Here is a 20,880-nt window from a genome sequence, read left to right on the forward strand (position 1 = left end):
CGACGCCTCCTACCATCCTCAGGAGGCGTCAGACATGGCGAACGACGTCACGAACACAATTGATTTCAACGACATCAAGCAGTCGGTCGAGAAGAACCTCGGCCGCACACCCGAAGGGTGGTCCGGCTTGGTCACGACGCTCTTCACAGAGATCAAAGAACACTGCGATCTAAAGGATGCCACCTACCCCTTCATCCTCCAGATCAAGGAAAAGCTGGGAGAGCTCCGCATCTACCACAGGTGTGATGATCGATGCATCCAGTCGATGATTGCTGCGACGATTGCACGAGCAAATCGTACCTGTGAGCGATGCTCAAACGCTGCCGAGACCCAGCTGTTGGACGGCTGGTACACTACACTGTGTTGTTGGTGCGCGCATGAAGTCGCAAGCAAGCGCCACCCTGAAAGGAAGAGGCTTTTTGGCGTTCGACAGAAGCCCATTCGAGATCGAATGACCTGCGGTGTCTGCGGATATTACGGCCAGATTGACCGAACGGATGACCGTAATCGGTGCCCCGCGTGCGTGAAGAAGGACTGGTGATGACCGCCGAACAACAGGTGATCTTCAATAGAATTATGGAAGGCAACGATGATGAGGACTACGCCCGGAAGCTCATGAATACTGGCTCGCTGGCCACAGGTCATGTCCCGCCGATTGCCCTTTGCCAAGTCTCGAGAGGGGGCTTCCATCTCAACAAGACCAAGTTCTGGAGAATGTGACTGATGGATGATATCGAAAAGAGCTGGAAGGAATTCCGGGAAAAGGTCCGAGGTGTGATCGAGGACCATGGAGCGCCAGATGATCTCCGCTCATTTGACGCCTGGTACGCCGAAGAAATGCGTTTGGTGATGGCGCACAACTACCCAGCTCCGCACGTCTCTGACGTCACATGGTCGACCGAGGGTCTGCATGTCGAGTGTGATGAACGCGAAGTGGTCGACCGTATGATGACTGCTATGGCGGAGGTTTCACACGATCTCAAAGAGGCGCGGGCCTGGAGGTCAGTGATGAGCAGTGTTGTCGACTGGAATGATATTCATGGAAGCGTCTTCAAGCAGCTTGGTGAGTATCGTGCCGGGTGGGCGGAGCAGCTTACGCTTGCACTTGAGAAAGTGAAAAGGTTGATCGACGAGCAGCCCGACCTGTTTGGTGGTGAATACCCGCCCATCGTTCAGATCAAACAGAAATGGGGAGGCTTGCGCGTCTATGAGGGCCAGGGCTGCAACCAGGCTACGAGTGAAGAGATTCAATGGCGTGTCGATCAGATTGAGCAAACCTGTGAAGGTTGTTCTAATTCTGCACAACGCCAGAGCATCCTTGGGTTTGTGACGACGCTTTGCAGTTGGTGCTACAATGATGCTCTGCGGCGGCGATTTGAGGGCGCCGAAGAATCCTGGCCCGACAGCCTGAGGCTGGACATTGTGGAAAACTATCCAGACCTCGTTTCTCCGGATTGCGCATCTCTTGTTCCTGCTGTCGGAAAGGGCTGGCTCGTCATGATTTCGCAAGCACTCCACAAGCTTTCCTTCAGTCAGGACTTCAGGGCACTGGACCCTGGAACTATTCAGATTTCGGACATTAAGAAAGGCCAGGATGGCAAGATTTGCATCGGTTTCAGTCGATACCACGATCTCATTCAGGAGTACGCTGTCTGGATGGAATTTCGATGCGGTGTGACGTGTGAAGAGTGTGGCCACGTTGGTGACATCGTTCGGACAGCCGACGGGTCTCAAGTACTCTGTTCTCACTGTTACTGTACTCGGGAGAAGTCTGATGGGTGATGACGACGACGTTGAGCTGGATGAACAAACCTTGCGTTTGCTTAGACTTCGGGAGGCTGAAATTGCGGCCGGTCGAGCAAAACTAACCAAGCCGATTACCTCGGATGAGATCCGGTCGCGAAAGGTGCCTGATCCGAAGGGTAAGCCAGATGAGTGACATGACTACAGAAGAGGAAATCCCAATTTTCGTAATCTGCGAGACTTCGGTGAACGGCCAACTTCGAGAGATTGAAGGAAAACAGATCACCGTAAAACCAAACAAGATCTTAGTTTTATCGATCAGTGTCGAGGATGTTGAGCGATGATAGATGATTTTTCAGAAGAAGATATCTTCGGGCGCCCGTTACAGGATGTTCCTCTAAATGACTTGATCGCAGAGTTGCAAGCTCGTCGCAAAGAGGGTCCGGACGTCTGGCTTGCATTGCGCAAAATGATTTTCGAGCAAATCGCCGATTTTGCACAGCGTCCGGCCGACGCGCCCAAATGGCGGGATGAATGGGTCAAAGAGAACACCTGGGGTCTAGTGACTGACGACGATGATGTCGAGATCACTGATGGTAGCGGCAACGTGTTCGACGACCTCGGGATCGAAGACCCAAGGAAGAAGACTTAGTGATGCGGGCGGAGCCTATCAGCTTGATCTTATCCGCCGTGATCATTGTCGCGTTGACGATCTACGTCAGACACATCGTCCACACTGCTGGAAAAGATCGCGAAGTCGATCCAGAGCGAGTTCAAAGGATAATGCGAGATCTAGACTACAGCCACCTGGACCGAGTGATGAACCGGCGAAGGAAGAGGTAGTGGGATGTTGAAGGTGGTTGTCTATGTTGGTGATCAAGAGGTCGCCCGAGCTGTGGCTGAGAACGATTCAGAACTCGCGGACGTGTCTGATTACAATATCCGGATGAACGAACGGGCCGCTGAACAGCTGGGCATTCAAGAAAAAGGTCTGGGCGGCCAGATTGAAGGCCACCCTCGAAGTCAGACGGTCTGGGCGCTCGTCCGCAAGATCGCAGACCTTTGGCTTGCAGGGACTGGTGCTGGTGAAGAAAGCGCTCAGGCAAAGCTGCTGTCGTTGATCCGTGAGTCCATTCGCGAACTAGATGAGAGGGTCGAGAAGGAATCGAACCAAAGCGAAGATTGGAATGCTGTGATCAAGCAGATTTCTGATGACGAGCCGTATTCCCTGGGCTTCTACGCTGACAAATTTGAGTCGTGGACAGCGGACGAGATTGAAGCTCTTCGATGTGATGTGGTTGAGACAGCCACAGAGGAAGAACTAATGGCCGAGGTCGAACGCCGGCGAAGAGCTGGTCTACTGCCCAAGGAGGCCTCGAATGATGGCTTCTCAGATATGGTTGATGATCTCTGGGGCAAACTCGATACAGACCCAGACCGCTAGTACAGCGTACCTGCCGCTCTTAACCAATATTTGACATAAGAAGTCTATGGCGACTGTCGTCGTAGTAGTGCGTGCTTCTTCTAAGCTCCTCTCCTGCTAGGAACCAAAGCGCCCCAGATAAGCATTTCGCCAGCACTGCTCTGCGGAACTATGTACCACCAGTCTCTACTATGAGTATGGTTGACCGCAACCAGCCCAAAGCGGACCTTCACTATGAGCTTTGCACCCTCTGAGATGCGGACTTTATTGCCATTGGATCAAAGTCGGCTATGCGGACAAAGCAGACATTGGAAGATTGCTCTCGCGACCCACAAGTCAACTATTGTCGGAGTTCATCTTGCGATAGTCAGAGGGCGTCAGTCCCGTCACCTTCCTAAATGCGCGGCTGAAATTATTTGCGGTTTCATATCCTAGCATGGAGGAGATACTGGAGACTGTCTCGCGCGTATCTGTGAGGAGTTCCTCGGCCCTTGCTACCCTGACATCGTTGACGATTTCGCGAAAACGAACCCCTTCGGTTGCTAACTTCCGTTGTAGTGTGCGAACGCCAAGATCGAGCGAACGCGCGGTGGCATCAATCGACATTTCCTCCCGATGAAGTTGTTGCCAAACCACTTCCTCGACTTGTCCTCTAAGTGTTTGAGGTGGGCCGCCCAATCGTTCGCGAGAAATATCTCCGACGGTTGTCGAGCCGCCGGTAAGTTTTTTGGGCGTGGTTTCGGCTCGCAAAGCCGATGCATCAAAATCAACCCCAAGCCGGGAGGCGTTCCAGATTACAGGACAAGCGTAGGTGTCTTCTGCCTCGACAAATCCAGGAACCTTCGGGAAGTCCAAGAGCACGGCAGATGGCTTCCAGTCGCTTCCTAAATACGCGCGGAATATGCTCAAAAAAACCCCAACGGCCGAGAAGCCGATGTCCGGATACGCGAAATGCGAGCGAAGTCCAAAACGATAACAGTAGCGCGCGCTTGTGCCCGAAGTTTCAAGCCACGCGCGATCCGTAGACGAATGAAATGGCATGACGGCAGAAGCTCGTATTAGCGCTGCCCCCAGCGTTGGAGCAGAAAGAACGTAACTCCCCCAGGCGCCGTAGTCAGCGACAGTGAGATACGGTGACCACAACAATCCGATGTTTTGTTGTCCCGTGGATCGTGCGGCTTCGTGCACAAAGGTCGCCAAGGCATGCTCCGAGATGTAACCGCCTCTTTCCTCAATGAAGTGAACAGGAAGAACGGCAGAGTCAAAAGCACGCAACAAGCGTCTTTCCCCAGCGGCCTCAAGCACAAACTGGGGCATCGCGCCCAAGGCCTTAGCCGAAATCATCGGTGGTAGGTTCAATCCGTCAACCCGCTTGTTCGCCCGCGTGTCGTGAAATGATACGCATCGGCTGAACGGATGTGCAAGCTTTCCCTAAACAGCAGGGAGCATTGCAATATGAAAATACTTCGGCCATTACACGGCGGTTTTTCGATGCATTTTTTGGGAATGGTGCTCGGCGCAGGTATTTCTGCTTCACCAGTTTTCTCCCAGTCCTTCAACGACACGGGCGACATCCTTGCACGATCAGCCGAGGTCGAGGACATCGAGTACAAGATTATGGTGCAGCGTGCCACCCAGACGGCCATCTGGGGAATGCCTGCCGCCGGTATGATCGATTTCCTCAAGGGCATTCGCCGCGACCTCGGTGGCGACTACAATGACATCATTTATCTCAACAAGCCGTTCGACTCCAAACATGGGTTTCTTACGGCCAACGATGTTACGGCCTATGCTTGGGCTTCAATGACCTCCGAACCCGGTCCCCTTGTCATTGAAGTGCCCGCTGCCACCGACAAGGTGAACTACTTCGGTACAATCGTGAATGCTTGGGATGTTCCTATTGTGGACGTAGGTCCCGATGGTTTCGATGAAGGTGCCGGCGGCAAGTACCTCATGCTACCCCCAGGCTACGAAGGGGAAATGTCGCTGGAGGAAATAACTGAAGCGGGATACCTTCCCTTTGAAACAGATACCTACGAATATGGTTTTTCGTTCCGGCCAAAACTGACGAATGGCGGAACGGACACCGATGCGGCCGAGTACGCTCAGACGATCAAAGTGTACTACCTGTCTGAGGCTGACAATCCACCACCCAACAACTATCTCGAAGCGTCAGAAGTGCCGTACGACTCGCTTCCATACTACAACGAGACCTTCTTTCAGGACTTGAATGATTACGTTCAAAACAACCCCGTCAGACAACAAGACAAGGTCATGGTAAATTTCCTGAAGGATCTCGGGATCGAAAAGGGAAAACCTTTCGAACCATCGGAAATTCAGTTGAAAGCAATGAATGAGGGTTTGTTGTTGGCGTATGCCTCTATGCAGAACTACTTTGTTACGCCCGGCAAAGCCATGATACCGCTCTGGGTCGACGATAGCGGCGAGATGAAAAGCCAGTGGCTGATATGGGACTTTGCCGAAGGTCAACCCGAGGCAGGCTTCCCGTATGAGACTGAGACAGAGGTACTTGTGGATGCGCGTGCGGGCGGCAGCTACTTCTGGATCACGTACCTGCCGAAACAACTCGGTGGCGGCACCTTTTATCTGACGGGCCTTCGCGACAGCGACGGCGACATGTACGACCACAATCAGACTTACAGACTTAACGTGCCAGCAGACACACCTGCCGACGATTTCTGGTCCGTGATTGTTTATTCGATGGAGACCAAGAGCTTCATCCGGAACGTTGATCCAGTGGGTCTGTCCGAGCGCGACACAGACTCTATGCAAGCCGATGAAGACGGTTCTTACGACATCTTTTTTGGACCGGAGGCACCGGAAGGCAAGGAAAGCAACTGGATACCAACCACAGAGCCGTACTTCCTTTTGTTCCGTCTATATGGGCCGCAAGACGGATGGTTGGAAAGTGGCTGGATGCTGGGCGATCTAGAAAAAGTAAACTGATCAAAACAAACAAAAATTCCCAATGGAGTGAACAATGAAAACAAAGTCGTTAGCCGTGCTGACCGCCCTGGTACTCGCATCGCAATCTCCAGCCCAAGAGTACAAGGCTGAAGTTCCGGATAGCATAATCGTACCGGATCAGGTGGAGACACGATTTGGAACGTTGGAATATTTTGACGGCTTGCCGACGCCGGATACAGCTAAGCTGTCGTATAACGCATTAAATTTCATGCGTGGCATGCAGGTATTCATGGATGGAATGCCTGCAGCCTCAACATATGCAATGTGTCACGGGCTCGAAGAGGGCGCTGGCGTTGATCCGATGAAGATCGGGATCTTTGAAGACCTGTATAACGCCCGTTCGCTTCTTCTCACGCCGAACACCACGACAATCTACATTCTTAACTGTACGGACCTGTCCGAAGGGCCAGTGGTTTACGACGTGCCGCCGGGCATGCTGGGGTTCGTGAACGATGCCTATATGCGTTATGTCACTGACATCGGGAACGCTGGGCCTGACGCTGGCGAGGGTGGGAAGTTCTTGATCGTTCCGCCCGACTATGAAGGTGAGTTGCCGGACGACGGTTACTATATTGTGAAGCCGCCAAGCTATCGGAACTGGTTTCTGTTGCGTGCGTTTTATGGGGAAGACGGCGTTGGAGCCGCAGTGGATCGTGTGAAGGAAACTCTTCGTGTTTACCGGTGGGAAGACCGCGACGCGCCGCCCGATCAGGAATTTGTGAACCTGACTGATCTTCAGTTCAACACGATACACGCCAATGACTTTTCCTTCTTTGAAGAGATGAAGGCCGTTGTAGACAACGAAGCGGAAGGAGCACTTCCCGATGAATTGATGGGAGCAATGTTCGCGCTGGGTATCCGAAAAGGTGAACCATTTGAACCCGATGACGAACTGAGGCTGCTGCTCACAGAGGCAGTCGCATTGGGCACGGCGGCGGCTAAGTCGTTGAATTTTGCTCCTCGCTCGCGTGCGCCATTCTACTATGACGAAGGGTATTGGAAGACGGCGTTCGTCGGTGGCAATCATGAGTTCCAGGCGGGGGACGTGAAAATCCTCGATGCGCGGACCCTGTTCCACTACTACGCGACTGGCATTACGCCTGCCATGGTTGCACAAAAGGTTGGTGTCGGGTCGCAATATGCGCTGGCAAACCGGGACAGTGACGGGAACTACTTCGATGGGAGCAACACCTATTCCGTCACCATCCCGCCAAATCCGCCCGCGCAGGATTACTGGTCTTTCGTCGTTTACGACACCCAAACCCGTTCACTGCTCGAAACTGATCAGAAACTCGCAGGGGTCGACAGCAACCAAGCTACATTGGAAGCGAATGAAGACGGAAGTTACACTGTCTGGTTCGCGCCTGAAGCGCCTGAAGGCAAAGAGGGCAACTGGATACAGACGATGCCGGGCAAATCTTGGTCGACCGTACTGCGATTGTATGGCCCTCTCGAGCCTTGGTTCGACGGATCGTGGCGCCCGGGCGAGATCGAACTTATGGAGTGATAGACTGTCAATTTAGCGCCCTAACAGTTCGCTATCGAGAACGAGATGTCGTGCCATGTGAGTGCGCATCCCGAACAACGCGACAACAACCAGGGGAGGGCGGCAACTACCTCGTAGTGCCGCCCTTCTGTTTGTCTGCTATCGCGCTAAATTGTAGCGTGTCATCGACATTGTGGTTGCATCGATCATGCTCATGAATCGTTCAGCAGCGGGTGCTGATGCAAAGCTATCCATGGACGCTTGGGCGTCTTCGGCACTTTCCCAGTTAACTACCACTGCCCATTTGCCATCTGTGAATGCAGCTTGGCGCGAGACAAAGCCTGGTTGTTTGCTGACATGCTCATCTTCGATGACTTTATCAACAGGTTCGAACTCTTGCGGTGTAACGCCTTCAGCAAGGTCCATCGTCACAATTTCAATGACGCCGACGTCTTGTGCCATTGCGTTACCTCCTACGAGCATTATCAGGGTGATCAAGAACGCTTTCATGATGGCACCCGATCAAAACTTTCCATTGTCGTGGGCCATCTCGGACGGGATGTCCGCGATTACGTCCCAATGCTCAACGATCTTGCCGTCTTCGACGCGGAACAGGTCATAGAAGGCAGTCGGCTTGTCGGCAAACGTGCCCTCGGAGGCGGTGAAGACAAAGTTGCCCTCGGCCACAACAATGTGGACGTCCGTGTAGATCATCTGGATGCCTTGCTCGGCCATGCCTGCAAGAGCCGCACCCAAACCGTCCAGACCGTCAGCAATGTTGCTGTTGTGCTGTATGTAGGTCTCCGTCGACAGAAATTCGGTTATCCGGTCAACGTCGCCATCCTTCAGGATGGTGTGCACAAAGTCTGTGACCAGCGCCTTGTTCTCAGCGGTCTTATCCAGATCGGTTATCTCAGTTGGACCATCGGTCTGAGTATGACCCGACGGGTTCGGCGGTGTGATTGGTGTCAGGTTGTCCCAGTGTTCTGCAACCTTTCCGTCCTCGACGCGGAAGACATCAAAGCCAACCAAGGTGTCTGCACCAAACGCCTGGGCGTTGTTGTAGGTGGTATGCAGGACGACGATATCGCCCTCCGTGATGACCCGGTGGATGTCCACCTCGATCCCGCTTTCCTTAAGACCGGGGATAAACCCCAGGATTGGAGCGGCACCTGTGGGTACAGCAGGGTTGTGCTGAATGTAGTCATTTGCCAGCAGTTGTTCGGCTGCGGTTGCGTCGAAGTTGACGAAAATGGCGGCTACAGCCTCCAATACGAGCTCTTTAGGTGTCATTGTTGTTGTCCTCTCTTGGTTTGATTTGACGATATTCACGCGGCGCAGGCTTGCGCCGAGTTGATCGTGAATTCAGTGCCCCACGGGTCGACCTTGCGGCCGGGCGTGAGAGTTTTGGGGTCTGCCAACAGCTCAACACTTGTGAGACCAGTGGCCCCAGCAGAGCGCGAGCCTGCTCCCTTGGATTGCCAAGCGTTTGTAGCTAGGTGGTGATGGTAGCCACCGGACCCGAACCAGCGGGCTGAGGGCAGCTCAAAGGTCTGAACCATACTCAGTTCGTCAGTAACGAATTTCGCTGCTTTGCTGACATCACCGACACGTAAATGAACGTGTCCGATGACTGTGCCTTGTGGTGCGCCTTGCCACTGTGTGGCATCTTCTGTGAGTGATTTCAGATCGAGCGGGTGCGTTGTCATGTGGACGGTATCGCCCTCGCGTTTCCACATTTTGCGAGGCAGGTCACGATAGATTTCGATGCCGTTTCCTTCGGGATCGTTCAGATAAAGCGCCTCGCTGACACCGTGGTGGGATGCCCCGTCCAGGCGAACACCGCGCTCATCCGCGTAGATCAGCCATGCGCCGAGGTCTTGTTTGGAAGGCAACAGAAATGCCGTGTGAAACAGCCCCGCCTCTTTAGGAAAGGGTTTGGCGTTTCGGTCCTGGCGCAGCTCGATCAGCGTTCCAGCCTCGGTGCCGAGGTAGGCGCTTTCACCGTCGCGTTCGATCAGGCCGAGGCCAATCACGTCTTCATAGAAGGTGGCGGTCTTATCCAGATCGCGCACCGTCAGGGCGACCTGACCTATTGAGATGGGGGCGTCTGACGCTGCCATGTTCTTTTCTCCTGCGATTAAGCTTGAGAGGAACTTAGCGATGGTCTTTTCTCCATAAAATGGCGATAAGAGCGAGTGTGTATCGCGCAAATGGAGACAATTCTATGGACCGGATCGACGGGATGCAGAGCTTCGTGGCTGTTGTGGAATCCGGTTCTTTTGCCGCCGCCGGACAACGGCTTGGCATTTCAAACAAGCTGGTCAGCAAGCGTGTCGCACAGCTCGAAAACATGGTTGGGCTGAATCTTCTCCATCGCACCACCAGGTCTATGTCGCTGACCCACGAGGGGGAGCGATATCTGGAAGGAGCGCGACGAGTGCTGGCTGAGATGGAGCAGTTGGAGACTGAGTTTGACGCTTCAGAGGGCTTGAAGGGCATCGTTCGTGTGGCCGCGCCCCTTACCTATGGCGACACGGCGGTGGCTAAAGCAGCAAGCCGCTTCGTAGAGCAACACCCGAACGTCACGGTCGAATTGGACTTGTCGGATCATTATGCCGATCTGGCCAAGGGCGGTTTCGATATCGCAATACGGATCGGCGCGCTCAGTGACTCCAGTTTGGTCGTTCGCAAGCTTGGTGAAACGCATATGAAAGTCGTCGCGACCCCTTCCTACCTTGAAGAACATGGCGCACCTTCACATCCTGCGGAACTCTCGGACCACATTTGCATTCGAGATGCGAACAACCCGGATCCAAACCGCTGGCCCTTCCAGATCGAAGGGCAAACCGTGCAGGTGCCTGTCTCTGGCCCATTTCTCGCAAACAGTCCTCCCGCCTGCCTCGTTCCGACGCGCGCAGGGAGCGGCATCTTCATATGCCCAGATGTGTTTTTGGGGGACGACCTTGAAACCGGACGTCTTGTGCAACTCTTTCCGGAGTTCCATTCCCGCACTTTGCCGATCCAAAGCGTGCAGTTGCCTTCGGCCTTTCGAAAGCCGCGTGTTAAGTCCTTTGTCGAGTTTATGCGTGAAGAGATTCGAGCGTAGGAAGTCCAAAGCAGTCACTCGCGCTATGCGCAGCATTTGGTAGGTATGGGCTCAGTGTTTCCGTTCTCTGCGGCTTGCATGATTGACTGGTCGCAGCCCGAAGCGGACAATCAAATCCGAGCCTTTTAGTAAAAAAGATGCGTTAACAAGCTTTCGAATTAACCAACTCAACTTGGTTCCGGCACTGCTATTCTGGCAACCCTGCCCTGCGAAGCGCTTCAAAGTAACGTTCAGCGCCTTCAGAGCCACCATAGTCCACGTTGCTACGCCACTTCGAAATCGTCTCACCAGGTTCCATTTGCAGCATTTGCGTCAAAGCAGCAGACGCCTCTTCAGGTTCCCCAAGCATTGCGTGAGCAGCAGCCCTCGTGCTGTGGAGCGGGGCATAGTTCTTTGAAAAGCGCAAACCTGCCTCTGCGTAGGCGATAGCATCGCGGTCTCGAGCAAGCATTACGCAAGAGGTGGCAGCACCTCCGGAAGCCCCCACGAAAACGGCACCATATCGGCCCAACCGAAGCGCCGTCTGAAAACAGCTTAGTGCCATTTTAGGAAACCCAGCCCAGTTGTACCCCCACCCCATAAACAAATGCAGACGGGCATCCAATGGCGCCCTTTGCCGGATTTGCTCAAGCGCCACGGAGAGCCGATCCGCATCTCTGTCTACATTGTAGTCAGCCACAGCGACACTCAGATCAAGAGTTGGGCTTTGCCCCGCCATGTGTCGTCCGGCCTCGATCCAGTCTGGCAGTTTCTCATAGTAGGATGACAGTTCGCGACGAAGATCATAGGTGCTCGCGCCATTCATTGTCCAAATAGCTTCCGCATAGGCCGCCGCGAGGGTTGGTTTGGTTTCTATGGCCCTGGCGTGGTACGATAGCGCCTCTTCGTAGCTGCCGATGCCGGCATCCGACCAAGCGATCATGCCCATCAAAACGCATTGCTCGGCTGTCAGTTCGTCTTCTGGCAACGCGGAGAGCTTTGCGGTCTCAGACTGGATCAAGATTCCGCTAACCGCATCCAATAGCTTTTCCACGACCTCGTCCTGCCAATCAAAGATGGCATCGACCGAACCGTCGAACTTCTGGGTCCAGATTTCAGAACTAGAAGAGTCACTTAAGCGGGCTTCCAGACGCAATCGGTCGCCGTGTCCACGCAACACACCGCGAAGTGCATATCCCTCTGATGGTTCTGTGGAAGATATCGCTGCGTTTAACCAGTTGATCGTTCGAAAATAAGAACCGAAATCTGAAGTGAGAGCCGCGGCCATTTCCTTTAACTCAGTGCTTTGGTCGCTGCACGTGACAGGATGGATGGATAACTTTGGCAAGCTCGTCTCTGTGAAAGAAGGCGAGCTTTGCGATGCACCCAGGTGTGGTCCATCGTGAATCCACACATCCAGGCTGCGCTGGATGTTCTTAAGCCTCTTCTTCCCTACAGCTTTGAATGCGTCTGCCAGAGTGTGTTCAAGGTTCAAGTGTACGGGTTCAGAAATTGCGATGCCACCGGTTGGCGCAATGCTCTCAAGCCGAGCGGCAATATTCACGCCGTCGCCCAGAATGTCGTCACCTTTTTCTGTGACATCGCCCACATGAACGCCGATCCGCAGGTTCATTAACGAGTGTTCAGCCAACTGCTCTTGTAGCCGGATTGCTGCGGTTACAGCTCGCGCCGCGCTGTCAAATTGCACCAACCAACCATCGCCCATGCTTTTCACGACACGACCTGACTGGCCTGCTATCGTTGGGGCGAAGATGTCGCTTTCCAGGTGATCAAGCATTAGAATTGTGGCTTGCTCATCTTGGTGCATAAGCGCCGAATACCCAACGACATCCGCGGCTAGAATTGCCGCCAACCTTCGTTGCAACTGTTGCCCCTTGTTCGACATGCGTTCGACGATAGATGATGCGGCCCTCTACTCCAACTGCCTGAATACGAGGTTCGCTCAGGGCTTTTTACTGAAGCTCCTTGCCCTTGGCATAAACCTCCTATTTGCCCCAAGTTAAGCATTTCGGCACGGCTTGTGCTTGATTCAGGTGATGCTAGGATTTTTGGTAGAGAATACTGAGCAGTATTGGAGGCTGGTGGGGATGGCTGATCCGTTTCAAGATGTAGATGCTGCGGGAGCGGAGTTCATTTCCGCATTTGCCGACTCGATGGACGCGCGTCAGGCCGACCCCACAATGGAAAAGATCGTTTCAGACTATCTGGCCAAACTTTTGTTTGCGAAAGATAGCCTAACGATTGAAGTCGGATGCGGTGCAGGAGCTGTCACGCGCCGCATTGCGGAGAAGGCCAAACCCGCGCGTGTTATTGGTTTCGAGCCGTCTGTAGGCTTTGTGACCGAAGCAAGGGCGCGGGTTGGGGGCCACGACAATGTGGAGTTTGAGGTCGCAGGAGGAGCGTCGCTTCCCCTGGATGATGGCTCAGTTGATAACGTGATAATGCACACAGTGCTTACCCATGTGGAAGATCCGGCACCTCTTTTAGCCGAAGCAGGGCGCGTCCTTCGGTCGGGGGGGTGTCTCGTAGTGTGTGACGCTGACTTTTCGAAAGCGTCACTGGGAAACATGCCGAACGATCCCCTGGGCGCCTGCGCCAAGATATTTGTGAACGAGTTCGTGACCGACCCATTTGTTGTCGCCAAGCTGCGCGGCCTGGCCTCCAATGCGGGGTTCACAGTTGAAGACTTCAGTCTTCAAAGCAGAAGCATTCTGGACAACGACCAAATGCTCCCTTGGGTCGAAGAGACTGGAAAGGTGCTAATGAAACGCGGTGAAATTGGAGAGGATCTGCACAATGGATTGGTCGCCGAGTATCGCCGTTGAGCAAGAGAGCGCACACTTTTTGGCTATCAGGTATTTGCAACACTGATTTCGAGGCGGCCCTAACTCTTGGCATTCGAGTTGCGACGGTAGACAACAGTCAGCCACCAACCCTGCTCCATAAGATGGTTTAGCGAGCGCAGCCGAGGTCAAGGGGCGCGTTGTAGAACGATCAATCCTTTTTGCGCACCACGACGATAAATTGGGTCATCGAAAAGAAGAAGCGCCCAACTTTTGCAAGGCTGAACTGTTCGTCAAACCACGATAGTGCAGAAGCGGGGTCAACATGATCATTTGCAACAGCGTATTGCTTCATGAGGTGCATCATCATGATTGCGAGGCCATCAGGCTTTAACTGGTGATCTGTCATTGTGAACGACAATACATCTTCCACATGGTCGCCACGCGCTTTGATCAGTGCGGGCAGTCTTTCCGGGAGGGAACCACTCACAAAGTGCTGGTTCCAGGAAGTCAGCATCTTTTGCATTCTGTCGGGCTCATCGCTGAACCAGATCAAGCTGCCAAAGTGTAGATCGCTGATGACGAGGCGCCCGCCGGGTTTGACGCAACGCAGCGTGTCAGCCAACGCACCGTCTACGTCTTCGATGTACTCAAAGACCTGTACCGAGACGGCCTTGTCAGCACTCTCATCCTCAATGGGCAAGCTATTTGCGGCACCAGCACGAAACTCCACGTTTGCGTAGTCGCTGCACCGTTCTCTAGCAGCTGCCGTCATGTCAGCGCTTGGGTCGATCCCGATGACATAGCCATCCGAGCCAACTGCCCGGGCCAACTCAACTGTTAACATCCCGTTGCCACAACCGATGTCCAAAATAGTTTCACCAGGAGCCGGGCACAGCGCATCAAATGAAGCCTGTCTTCGCCGCGTCAGTTCTGCGCCTTGATAGGCGATTTCAAGTAATTTCGTTGTTTCAGCGTCAAATTTAAGCAACTCGCTCCCCTTACAAAGACCACAAGTCTCCAAAACTTATCAGAAATTGGGTTATCTAAGAAAAGCAGGATGGATCGTTGAGTTTTGAGCATGGATCCACCAACAATAAATGAATGCGCCGACTGGTATCGACGTATTGGTTAACCTCGGGAGATAAGGCCGCTTCTGCCGCGATATCGGGCCAGCTTTTTGTCGTCGTTCGAAAGTTCGAGCAACATCAATTCAAGGGATGTCGAGGCCGTTCTCTCGTCCGAAATCGGTATAGAAAGTGTCGCTGCGGTATCGATCCAAAGTGGCTTCGTCTGCTTGTCTTGGGTCGTTGCCAGGGCTCTGGACACCGGTTCCTTCTATGAAACGGTTCACGAGATTAAAGACACCACAGACTTGGATAGCATCGAACAGCGCGCTCTCTGACCAGCCTGCCGCGTAGACCGCATTTGCGTCGGCTTCTGTCATTCGCGATGGCGAGACGGTGAGCTTTTCAATGTATGCCAGTAACGGTTGGAGATGGTCTTCGATTGGTGCCGTATCGCGGTCTTCCATCAGTGCCTCGATTGTCTCGACCTCAATGCCGTAGGCTTTGGCGAAAACGATGTGTGCGCCATGGCAATACGCACAAGCATTCAAGCCCGAGACATAGGCTGCAATCAATTCACGTTGGGCAACCGATAGGTCGCTCTCTCCTCTCATCACCAAGCTTTCGTACGCACAAAGCGGAGAAAGCTTGTCCGGAAAGGCTTGATAAACACTTCCCAGTGTCGCGTTCTCGGGCAGAGATGGAAACAGGCGTTTCATTCAATTCTCTTTCAATCTTGCTTTGGATCACTTCGTCTCAAAATGAGGAAGCAACGATGTGTACGCAACCTTAACGCAAATCCGGGTTCCGCACAGAATTTCCGTTGGAACACTACGAACGGCAGGTTTGCCTAACGAGACCCCAGCAAGTTCGTCGTTTGGTTAAAGGCAATTTCATTTGAGCCGTTCTCGTAAGTCTTCAAAGGATGGATTGAGCTCAAAACCGGGGCTTCACATCCAAGCGTGGTGACTTCCGCCTTGCGGACAAAACTGACCTTGGAGTCTACACCTTCGCTGACGCAGGATCCACCGCACTGGCGGCAACAGTTTTCCCCTCCAACAGGGAAAATCGCCAAAGCGGCCGTTCCACAGAGGGCTTGGGAGCTCCTTGATCGCTCTTTGACCAGATGGCGCTCCGGCATGGAAACTAAGGGACTTGGCCCAGCCCATAATCAGAGCTGGCAAATAGGCGTCAGGATCATAAAATTGGGCTTCTTCGCGCAAGGAAAGCGAACACAGGCAACATTGTTACGATCCAGACCACGCTATAAATTGCGGATGGGATGGCATATTCGCTTAACCCATTGGTGTTAGGCAACAGCAAGGTGGCAATTGCGATCCCCAAAGCTCCGTTTTGAACGCCGGTCTCAATTGAAATCGTCTTCGCCTCGATGTCTGTGCATCCGAGCATCCCTGAACTCATGATGCCAATAAACGTGAGTGACGCACCTACAACCAAAAGTGCGGGTCCAAGCCTAAGGAAGTTATCCGCGACCACCACCCAGTTTGAAATGATCGCGCCTCCAATGACCAGCGCAAAAAGTAGCATAGAGACCTTGCTAAAGACTGGTTCGACAGCGGCTACAATACGCGGCGCCAATGACCGCGCGGTCACCCCGACTAGGATTGGAGAAGCTGTTAAAAAAAACATTGCTAAAGCCGTCGAAGAGATGTCGATGGCGGGCGCAGTTGCCCCCATGAACATCTGCATCGAAAACCCCAGGATAAGCGGTACGGTAACGACACAAGTCAGACTGAAGACTGCTGTAAGAGTAACGGACAAAGCAACATCCCAATTCGAAAGCTTGGTTACGATGTTACTGATCGCCCCGCCCGGACAGGCCGCTAAAATCATAATGCCAACGGCTGTCTCGGTGGAAATCCCAAAGATAAAGATCACCATCAAAGCGATGCAAGGCAGCAAAATGATCTGGTTGAGAGCCCCGACGCAAAAGGCACGTGGACGTCGTCCGATGCGTTGAAAGTCAGCCGCTGTGAGTCCGAGGCCAAGGCAGAACATGATGACAACAACTGCGAGCGGCAGCAGCACAGATATAAAAATTTCGCCCATCTACCATGACCTCTATGACTGCATGCTTCTTCACGCTTTCGGACGATACCGTTCAGAAAACCTGATGACGAGTTTTATCAGTTTGGCGCATTTATCCTCAAGCGCCCGAAGATCGAGGCTGTCTTTATTTATTATACCTATCACTGGGTGGGACGATCTGGTGTGAAAGAGCATTCCAGTGCTAATCTCACTGTATGGCAAGTGTAACTTACGCATTCGCCCGCGCGATGGCCAACGCCGCCGGGATGACGCTGAACGACGATGGCGCCCTGATTTCGAATGGCGCTGTCGTGCTGCGTTTACCAGAAGCTCAAGACGGCCAATTGGCGGATGATGCGTATTTCGATTTGATAGATTGGATTCGTGCGCAACAAGCGGATGAGGTTGCGTTGGTTGAGGCCTATGCGAACGCGATTGCGACCGATGATCTCGGCGTCCTTGGCCTGGCTGTAAAGACAGCTCCCACCTTGCGGGAATCTTTGCAACGGATTGAACGTTATTTTCGTCTCGTCACGGACACCGCAGTTTACAGACTTGACGAAACCGGCGATCCGGTCCTTTGGATATTTGAAGGGCAAACGCCACATCGCGCCGCCTTGGAATTGCGCAACGAATGCGCGCTTGCCGCCTTTGCACGGAATATGTATCGGTTTGTGGGTGCTGGATTGTCGCTCGAATATGTCGCGTTCAAACATGCGTGCCGACAAGAGCATGAACGTTACGCCCAGCATTTTGCTTGTCCCGTGCAATTTGGTACTGACCACAACGCCATTGCTATGCGCCCTGCTATGCTGGAAAGCGAAAATCGTCTTGGCGATCCGGGCTTGTCAGATTTCATGACGAAGCACCTGGATGAGGAGTTCAACTCTCGCGATGACGACACCTCACTGAGCCAAGCAATTGTCCACCGGCTTACGCCAGCCCTAAGTAACGGCGCACCGCAGGCGGCGCATGTCGCCCAAGAGATGGGAATGAGCGAGCGCACTCTTTACCGCAGGTTGGCCGAAGAAGGGCTGACCTATCGCGACGTTCTTGGTCAGGCACAAGTTGCACTCGCTCGTGACCTGCTCCGTGACGGTAAGGCTTCCATAGCCGAGATCGCCTTTATGACCGGGTTTTCGGAACAGAGCACGTTCAGCCGCGCCTTCAAGCGCTGGGTTGGCCAGGCTCCGGCACGATTCAGGCAGCAGGCGACCTCCGACTAGGCACACACCTCAAGACCACATGGCAGGTTCGGCCAAAACCTTGGCAGGGCGGGCCGATACCTCAATCGATGTGGCGCCTAACTTCTTCTTTGTCAGATCCACCTGGGGCGCTCCCGAGTAAAGCAAACCCATTTGCCCCTCTCAGACAAAGGAAATTTGCAATGAGCAATCATGACCACAAACATGGAGCAAGCTGCGCTTGCGACGTCACGCCCGAACGCGTTGATATGGCGCGCCGGCGACTCTTGCAACAAGCCGCCGGTGCGGCCGCGGCAGGTACAACAATAGTGGCTGGCGGGCAGGCCCTTGCCGCGACCGACGAAGCACGCGCCTACTATGCTGACCCGGAAAATCCAGGCCTTCCCCAAATCGACATGACCATCGAGCCGGGGCGTACTGCGCTTGTGGTGACCGACCCCCAGATTGATTTTTTGTCAGAAGACGGTGTGACGTGGGGTGTCGTTGGCGAAAGCGTGACCGAACAGGGCACGGTCGATAATATCGAACGGCTTTTCATTGCCGCCAAGGCTGCGGGGATGCCGGTCTTCATCTCGCCCCACTATTACTACCCGCATGACCACAAGTGGGAGTTCGAGGGCACTCTGGAAGCCACGATGCACAGCATCGGCATGTTTGACCGCCTGGGACCGCTCAATTTGGACAACTTCGAGGGCTCAGGTGCCGACTGGATGCCGCAATACAAGAAGTACATCGAGGATGGCGAAACCATCACTTGCTCGCCACACAAGGTTTATAGCCCTGCTCAGAATGACCTGAACCTGCAATTGCGTAAACGCAAGATCGACAAGGTGATCCTCGCGGGGATGTCGGCGAACCTGTGTACGCAGGCGCATCTCTACGAGCTGCTGGAGCTGGGCTACGAAGTCGCTGTCGTTCGCGATGCCACAGCCGGGGCCAAGGTGCCTGAAGGTGACGGGTATCTCGCCGCCATAATCAACTTCCGAATGGTCGCCAACGGCGTCTGGTGGACCGACGACGCGGTTGAGCGCATTGGCCAATCGGCCTGACCCAAATCGATCTTCAAATTTGATCCCGACATCCTGAAAGGACATATCATGACACGCATCTTTACATCTCCCGCACTTACAACAGCGTTGACTCTCGCCCTGGCGGCGGCGGCATTGGCTGACGATGAATACAACGTTTCGAACAGTCTTACCTTGACCGGGCAGCCCCTCGGCATGCATGGCGTCGATCCTGTATCGATGTTTGAAGCCGAAAAACCCGAAATGGGCAACGCCACTTTTACATCGGCCCATGATGGAGTGGACTACTATTTTGCGTCGCAGGCAGCGCAAGCCACATTCGAGGCGGATCCGACGGCACATCTGCCTCAATTCGGCGGGTTCTGCGCCTTTGGCGTCTATGTAGGCAAGAAGCTTGATGGCGATGTTCGGTATGCCGATATCGTGGACAACAAGCTCTATCTCTTTGTGAATGAGGACATCTTCAAGAAATACCTTGAGGACAAAGAGACCGTGATCCAAGGCGCCCATGCCAAGTGGGCAGACATCCACCACACGCCTGTCAGCAGCCTTTGATCGAGGAATTTGGTGGCTTTTGCCGGTCGGAGCCACCGCTGCCTCTCCCCTCCCCAAAAGGCCGGCATTTCTCCAAGACGCCCTGTCCGCAATGACAATTCGCGAGCGTCGAAAACTCTTCCCAAAGGAAACCAGACATGACTGATTTTGAGACCTATACAATCGCCTCAGCCCCTGATGCCGCGAAACCAATTCTGGAAGCATCGCTGAAAGGATATGGTTTTGTGCCCAACCTTTATGCGGCCATGGCCGAAGCGCCCGCAATTTTGGAAGGCTATACGACACTTTCCAACATCTTTGGAAAGACCAGCCTGTCAGAGACTGAGCGCCAGATCATCCTTATGACTAACAACCGGTTGAACGGGTGCAAGTACTGCATGGCCGCCCATACCACTCTTTCACAGATGGCCGGTGTCCCCGAAGACGTGATCGCAGCGTTACGCGATGGCAGCCCTATCGCCGACCCCAAATTGGAAGCACTGCGCAAATTCGTCATCGTGATCAACGAAAGCCGAGGCTGGCCCAGCGACGCACAGGTCGAGGCGTTTCTGACGGCTGGCTATACCCGCCAGACCATGCTGGAAGTCATCCTTGGCACAGCGTTGAAAATCCTGTCGAACTATACGAACCATGTGGCGGAAACGGCTTTGGATGATGCGTTTGTCCCAAATGCATGGACCGCCTCATCCGCGGCGGCGGCTGAATAACGCGATATTGCCTAATTGTTGGTCTTGCGCTTAGGCCTGAGTTTGGTTCTGGCCAATAAGGGAATCCGATTTGAGACGTTCGACCGAAAATCAACAAAAGCGCGTACCTTCGCAGACACGGTTCGACCCTCTTGATGCACAAGATGGATGGGAACCTCGGGTGGCTCATATGACTTCATGACAGTCTTGAGCCGCCCATCTGCAATGTAGGGTGCCACCTGATACGACAAAAGCCGTCCGATCCCATGACCTTGCAACGCCAACTCAATCACGGCGTCATTAGTATTCATGCTGATGCGTGGGTTCACTCGTTTGGTTATGCTCTTTCTACCGCTTTGAAAATGCCATTGGGCGGATGCATTCAGGGCAGTAGAATTAATGATCGCCGACCTTGTGGCTCTCCACAGCCCGGGAGGAGTGGTTTCCGAGGCACTGTCCATTGGTAAGCAGGTGAGAGGTGCTGAGCTTTCTACAGCCGTTCTAGCTGGCTCGATGTGCGTGTCGTCATGTCCTTACATCCTTGCAGGCGGTGAGGAACGCCTCGTCTCTCGTCGAGGCATTGTGGGTAGGCCCGGAATACTGCGAAAATAGGCTTCTGTTGCTACCCGTACCAAAGACTTTGCAAAGTCCGCTTACTGCGCATCGCAGACCTTCGCGAGAATCCAAGGTTCCTTAGGGAGGCCCTTTGCGGGATTGAGCAATGCAAAGGGCCATAACCGCGACGACTAAGCCATAAA

The 20,880-nt window shown here is 53.7% G+C and carries 23 protein-coding genes; 14 read left to right on the plus strand and 9 right to left on the minus strand.

Annotated features, from left to right (window positions below; all coding sequences use genetic code 11):
* Positions 1-34: 34 nt before the first annotated feature.
* The 6 genes from ACR3EM_RS12870 to ACR3EM_RS12895 all read left to right on the plus strand — a co-directional run bounded on the left by ACR3EM_RS12870 (position 35) and on the right by ACR3EM_RS12895 (position 3,187).
* A complete protein-coding gene (locus ACR3EM_RS12870; RefSeq protein ID WP_170334775.1) occupies positions 35-541 on the plus strand; it encodes a hypothetical protein in 507 nt (168 codons plus the stop codon).
* Positions 541-720 carry a hypothetical protein gene (locus ACR3EM_RS12875; RefSeq protein WP_170334774.1) on the plus strand — a complete coding sequence of 60 codons (180 nt, stop codon included), beginning with the start codon at positions 541-543 and terminating at the stop codon, positions 718-720. The genes ACR3EM_RS12870 and ACR3EM_RS12875 overlap by 1 nt, the downstream gene beginning before the upstream one ends.
* Positions 721-723: 3 nt before the next feature.
* A complete protein-coding gene (locus ACR3EM_RS12880) occupies positions 724-1,782 on the plus strand; it encodes a hypothetical protein (protein ID WP_170334773.1) in 1,059 nt (352 codons plus the stop codon).
* Complete coding sequence (locus tag ACR3EM_RS12885) at positions 1,775-1,939, plus strand: hypothetical protein (RefSeq protein WP_170334772.1); 165 nt, start codon at positions 1,775-1,777, stop codon at positions 1,937-1,939. The genes ACR3EM_RS12880 and ACR3EM_RS12885 overlap by 8 nt, the downstream gene beginning before the upstream one ends.
* A gap of 144 nt (positions 1,940-2,083) precedes the next feature.
* Positions 2,084-2,395: a hypothetical protein gene (locus tag ACR3EM_RS12890; protein WP_170334771.1), complete on the plus strand. Its 312-nt coding sequence runs from the start codon at positions 2,084-2,086 to the stop codon at positions 2,393-2,395.
* 198 nt (positions 2,396-2,593) lie between these two features.
* A complete protein-coding gene (locus ACR3EM_RS12895) occupies positions 2,594-3,187 on the plus strand; it encodes a hypothetical protein (RefSeq protein WP_480471074.1) in 594 nt (197 codons plus the stop codon).
* Between the two features lie 315 nt (positions 3,188-3,502).
* On the opposite strand, the gene ACR3EM_RS12900 is transcribed toward ACR3EM_RS12895, so the two are convergent.
* A complete protein-coding gene (locus tag ACR3EM_RS12900; protein ID WP_171212500.1) occupies positions 3,503-4,525 on the minus strand; it encodes a helix-turn-helix domain-containing protein in 1,023 nt (340 codons plus the stop codon).
* Between the two features lie 96 nt (positions 4,526-4,621).
* On the opposite strand from ACR3EM_RS12900, the gene ACR3EM_RS12905 reads away from it, so the two are divergent.
* Positions 4,622-6,133, plus strand: coding sequence for a DUF1214 domain-containing protein (locus ACR3EM_RS12905; RefSeq protein ID WP_217360881.1), 1,512 nt, complete (start codon positions 4,622-4,624; stop codon positions 6,131-6,133).
* A 34-nt stretch (positions 6,134-6,167) separates the two neighbouring features.
* Complete coding sequence (locus ACR3EM_RS12910; RefSeq protein WP_480471075.1) at positions 6,168-7,661, plus strand: DUF1254 domain-containing protein; 1,494 nt, start codon at positions 6,168-6,170, stop codon at positions 7,659-7,661.
* 138 nt (positions 7,662-7,799) lie between these two features.
* Here ACR3EM_RS12910 and ACR3EM_RS12915 read toward each other — a convergent pair whose 3' ends face one another.
* From ACR3EM_RS12915 to ACR3EM_RS12925, 3 genes are read right to left on the minus strand one after another with little or no spacing between them, the layout of a single operon-like run.
* Positions 7,800-8,102, minus strand: coding sequence for a hypothetical protein (locus tag ACR3EM_RS12915; protein WP_214648679.1), 303 nt, complete (start codon positions 8,100-8,102; stop codon positions 7,800-7,802).
* Between the two features lie 60 nt (positions 8,103-8,162).
* A complete protein-coding gene (locus ACR3EM_RS12920) occupies positions 8,163-8,933 on the minus strand; it encodes a nuclear transport factor 2 family protein (RefSeq protein ID WP_170380001.1) in 771 nt (256 codons plus the stop codon).
* A gap of 35 nt (positions 8,934-8,968) precedes the next feature.
* Positions 8,969-9,763 (minus strand): VOC family protein, encoded by a 795-nt coding sequence (locus ACR3EM_RS12925; RefSeq protein WP_170380000.1) that lies wholly within the window; start codon positions 9,761-9,763, stop codon positions 8,969-8,971.
* Positions 9,764-9,867: 104 nt separating this feature from the next.
* Between ACR3EM_RS12925 and ACR3EM_RS12930 the strand changes: the two genes are divergently transcribed.
* Positions 9,868-10,749, plus strand: a complete 882-nt coding sequence (locus ACR3EM_RS12930; RefSeq protein WP_170379999.1) for a LysR family transcriptional regulator — start codon at positions 9,868-9,870, stop codon at positions 10,747-10,749.
* Positions 10,750-10,936: 187 nt separating this feature from the next.
* Here the strand turns inward: ACR3EM_RS12930 and ACR3EM_RS12935 are convergent, their stop codons facing one another.
* A complete protein-coding gene (locus ACR3EM_RS12935) occupies positions 10,937-12,634 on the minus strand; it encodes an adenylate/guanylate cyclase domain-containing protein (RefSeq protein WP_480471076.1) in 1,698 nt (565 codons plus the stop codon).
* A gap of 148 nt (positions 12,635-12,782) precedes the next feature.
* Between ACR3EM_RS12935 and ACR3EM_RS12940 the strand changes: the two genes are divergently transcribed.
* On the plus strand, positions 12,783-13,574 hold the full coding sequence (locus ACR3EM_RS12940; protein WP_480471929.1) for a methyltransferase domain-containing protein: 792 nt from the start codon (positions 12,783-12,785) through the stop codon (positions 13,572-13,574).
* A 169-nt stretch (positions 13,575-13,743) separates the two neighbouring features.
* Here the strand turns inward: ACR3EM_RS12940 and ACR3EM_RS12945 are convergent, their stop codons facing one another.
* The 3 genes from ACR3EM_RS12945 to ACR3EM_RS12955 all read right to left on the minus strand — a co-directional run bounded on the left by ACR3EM_RS12945 (position 13,744) and on the right by ACR3EM_RS12955 (position 16,669).
* Positions 13,744-14,523: a methyltransferase domain-containing protein gene (locus ACR3EM_RS12945; protein WP_480471077.1), complete on the minus strand. Its 780-nt coding sequence runs from the start codon at positions 14,521-14,523 to the stop codon at positions 13,744-13,746.
* Positions 14,524-14,745: 222 nt separating this feature from the next.
* Complete coding sequence (locus ACR3EM_RS12950; protein WP_170379995.1) at positions 14,746-15,318, minus strand: carboxymuconolactone decarboxylase family protein; 573 nt, start codon at positions 15,316-15,318, stop codon at positions 14,746-14,748.
* A 478-nt stretch (positions 15,319-15,796) separates the two neighbouring features.
* Complete coding sequence (locus ACR3EM_RS12955) at positions 15,797-16,669, minus strand: bile acid:sodium symporter family protein (RefSeq protein ID WP_170379994.1); 873 nt, start codon at positions 16,667-16,669, stop codon at positions 15,797-15,799.
* A gap of 227 nt (positions 16,670-16,896) precedes the next feature.
* Between ACR3EM_RS12955 and ACR3EM_RS12960 the strand changes: the two genes are divergently transcribed.
* The 4 genes from ACR3EM_RS12960 to ACR3EM_RS12975 all read left to right on the plus strand — a co-directional run bounded on the left by ACR3EM_RS12960 (position 16,897) and on the right by ACR3EM_RS12975 (position 20,143).
* Positions 16,897-17,874, plus strand: coding sequence for an AraC family transcriptional regulator (locus ACR3EM_RS12960; RefSeq protein ID WP_237217123.1), 978 nt, complete (start codon positions 16,897-16,899; stop codon positions 17,872-17,874).
* 161 nt (positions 17,875-18,035) lie between these two features.
* Positions 18,036-18,902, plus strand: coding sequence for a cysteine hydrolase family protein (locus ACR3EM_RS12965; RefSeq protein WP_480471078.1), 867 nt, complete (start codon positions 18,036-18,038; stop codon positions 18,900-18,902).
* Between the two features lie 48 nt (positions 18,903-18,950).
* Entirely contained in the window at positions 18,951-19,436 is a 486-nt protein-coding gene (locus tag ACR3EM_RS12970) for a YHS domain-containing (seleno)protein (RefSeq protein WP_480471079.1), read from the plus strand.
* Between the two features lie 137 nt (positions 19,437-19,573).
* Positions 19,574-20,143, plus strand: a complete 570-nt coding sequence (locus ACR3EM_RS12975) for a carboxymuconolactone decarboxylase family protein (RefSeq protein WP_170473744.1) — start codon at positions 19,574-19,576, stop codon at positions 20,141-20,143.
* An 11-nt stretch (positions 20,144-20,154) separates the two neighbouring features.
* Here the strand turns inward: ACR3EM_RS12975 and ACR3EM_RS12980 are convergent, their stop codons facing one another.
* A complete protein-coding gene (locus ACR3EM_RS12980; RefSeq protein ID WP_170769020.1) occupies positions 20,155-20,583 on the minus strand; it encodes a LysR substrate-binding domain-containing protein in 429 nt (142 codons plus the stop codon).
* Positions 20,584-20,880 lie beyond the last annotated feature (297 nt).

The organism is Ruegeria sp. AH3, from assembly GCF_056536265.1.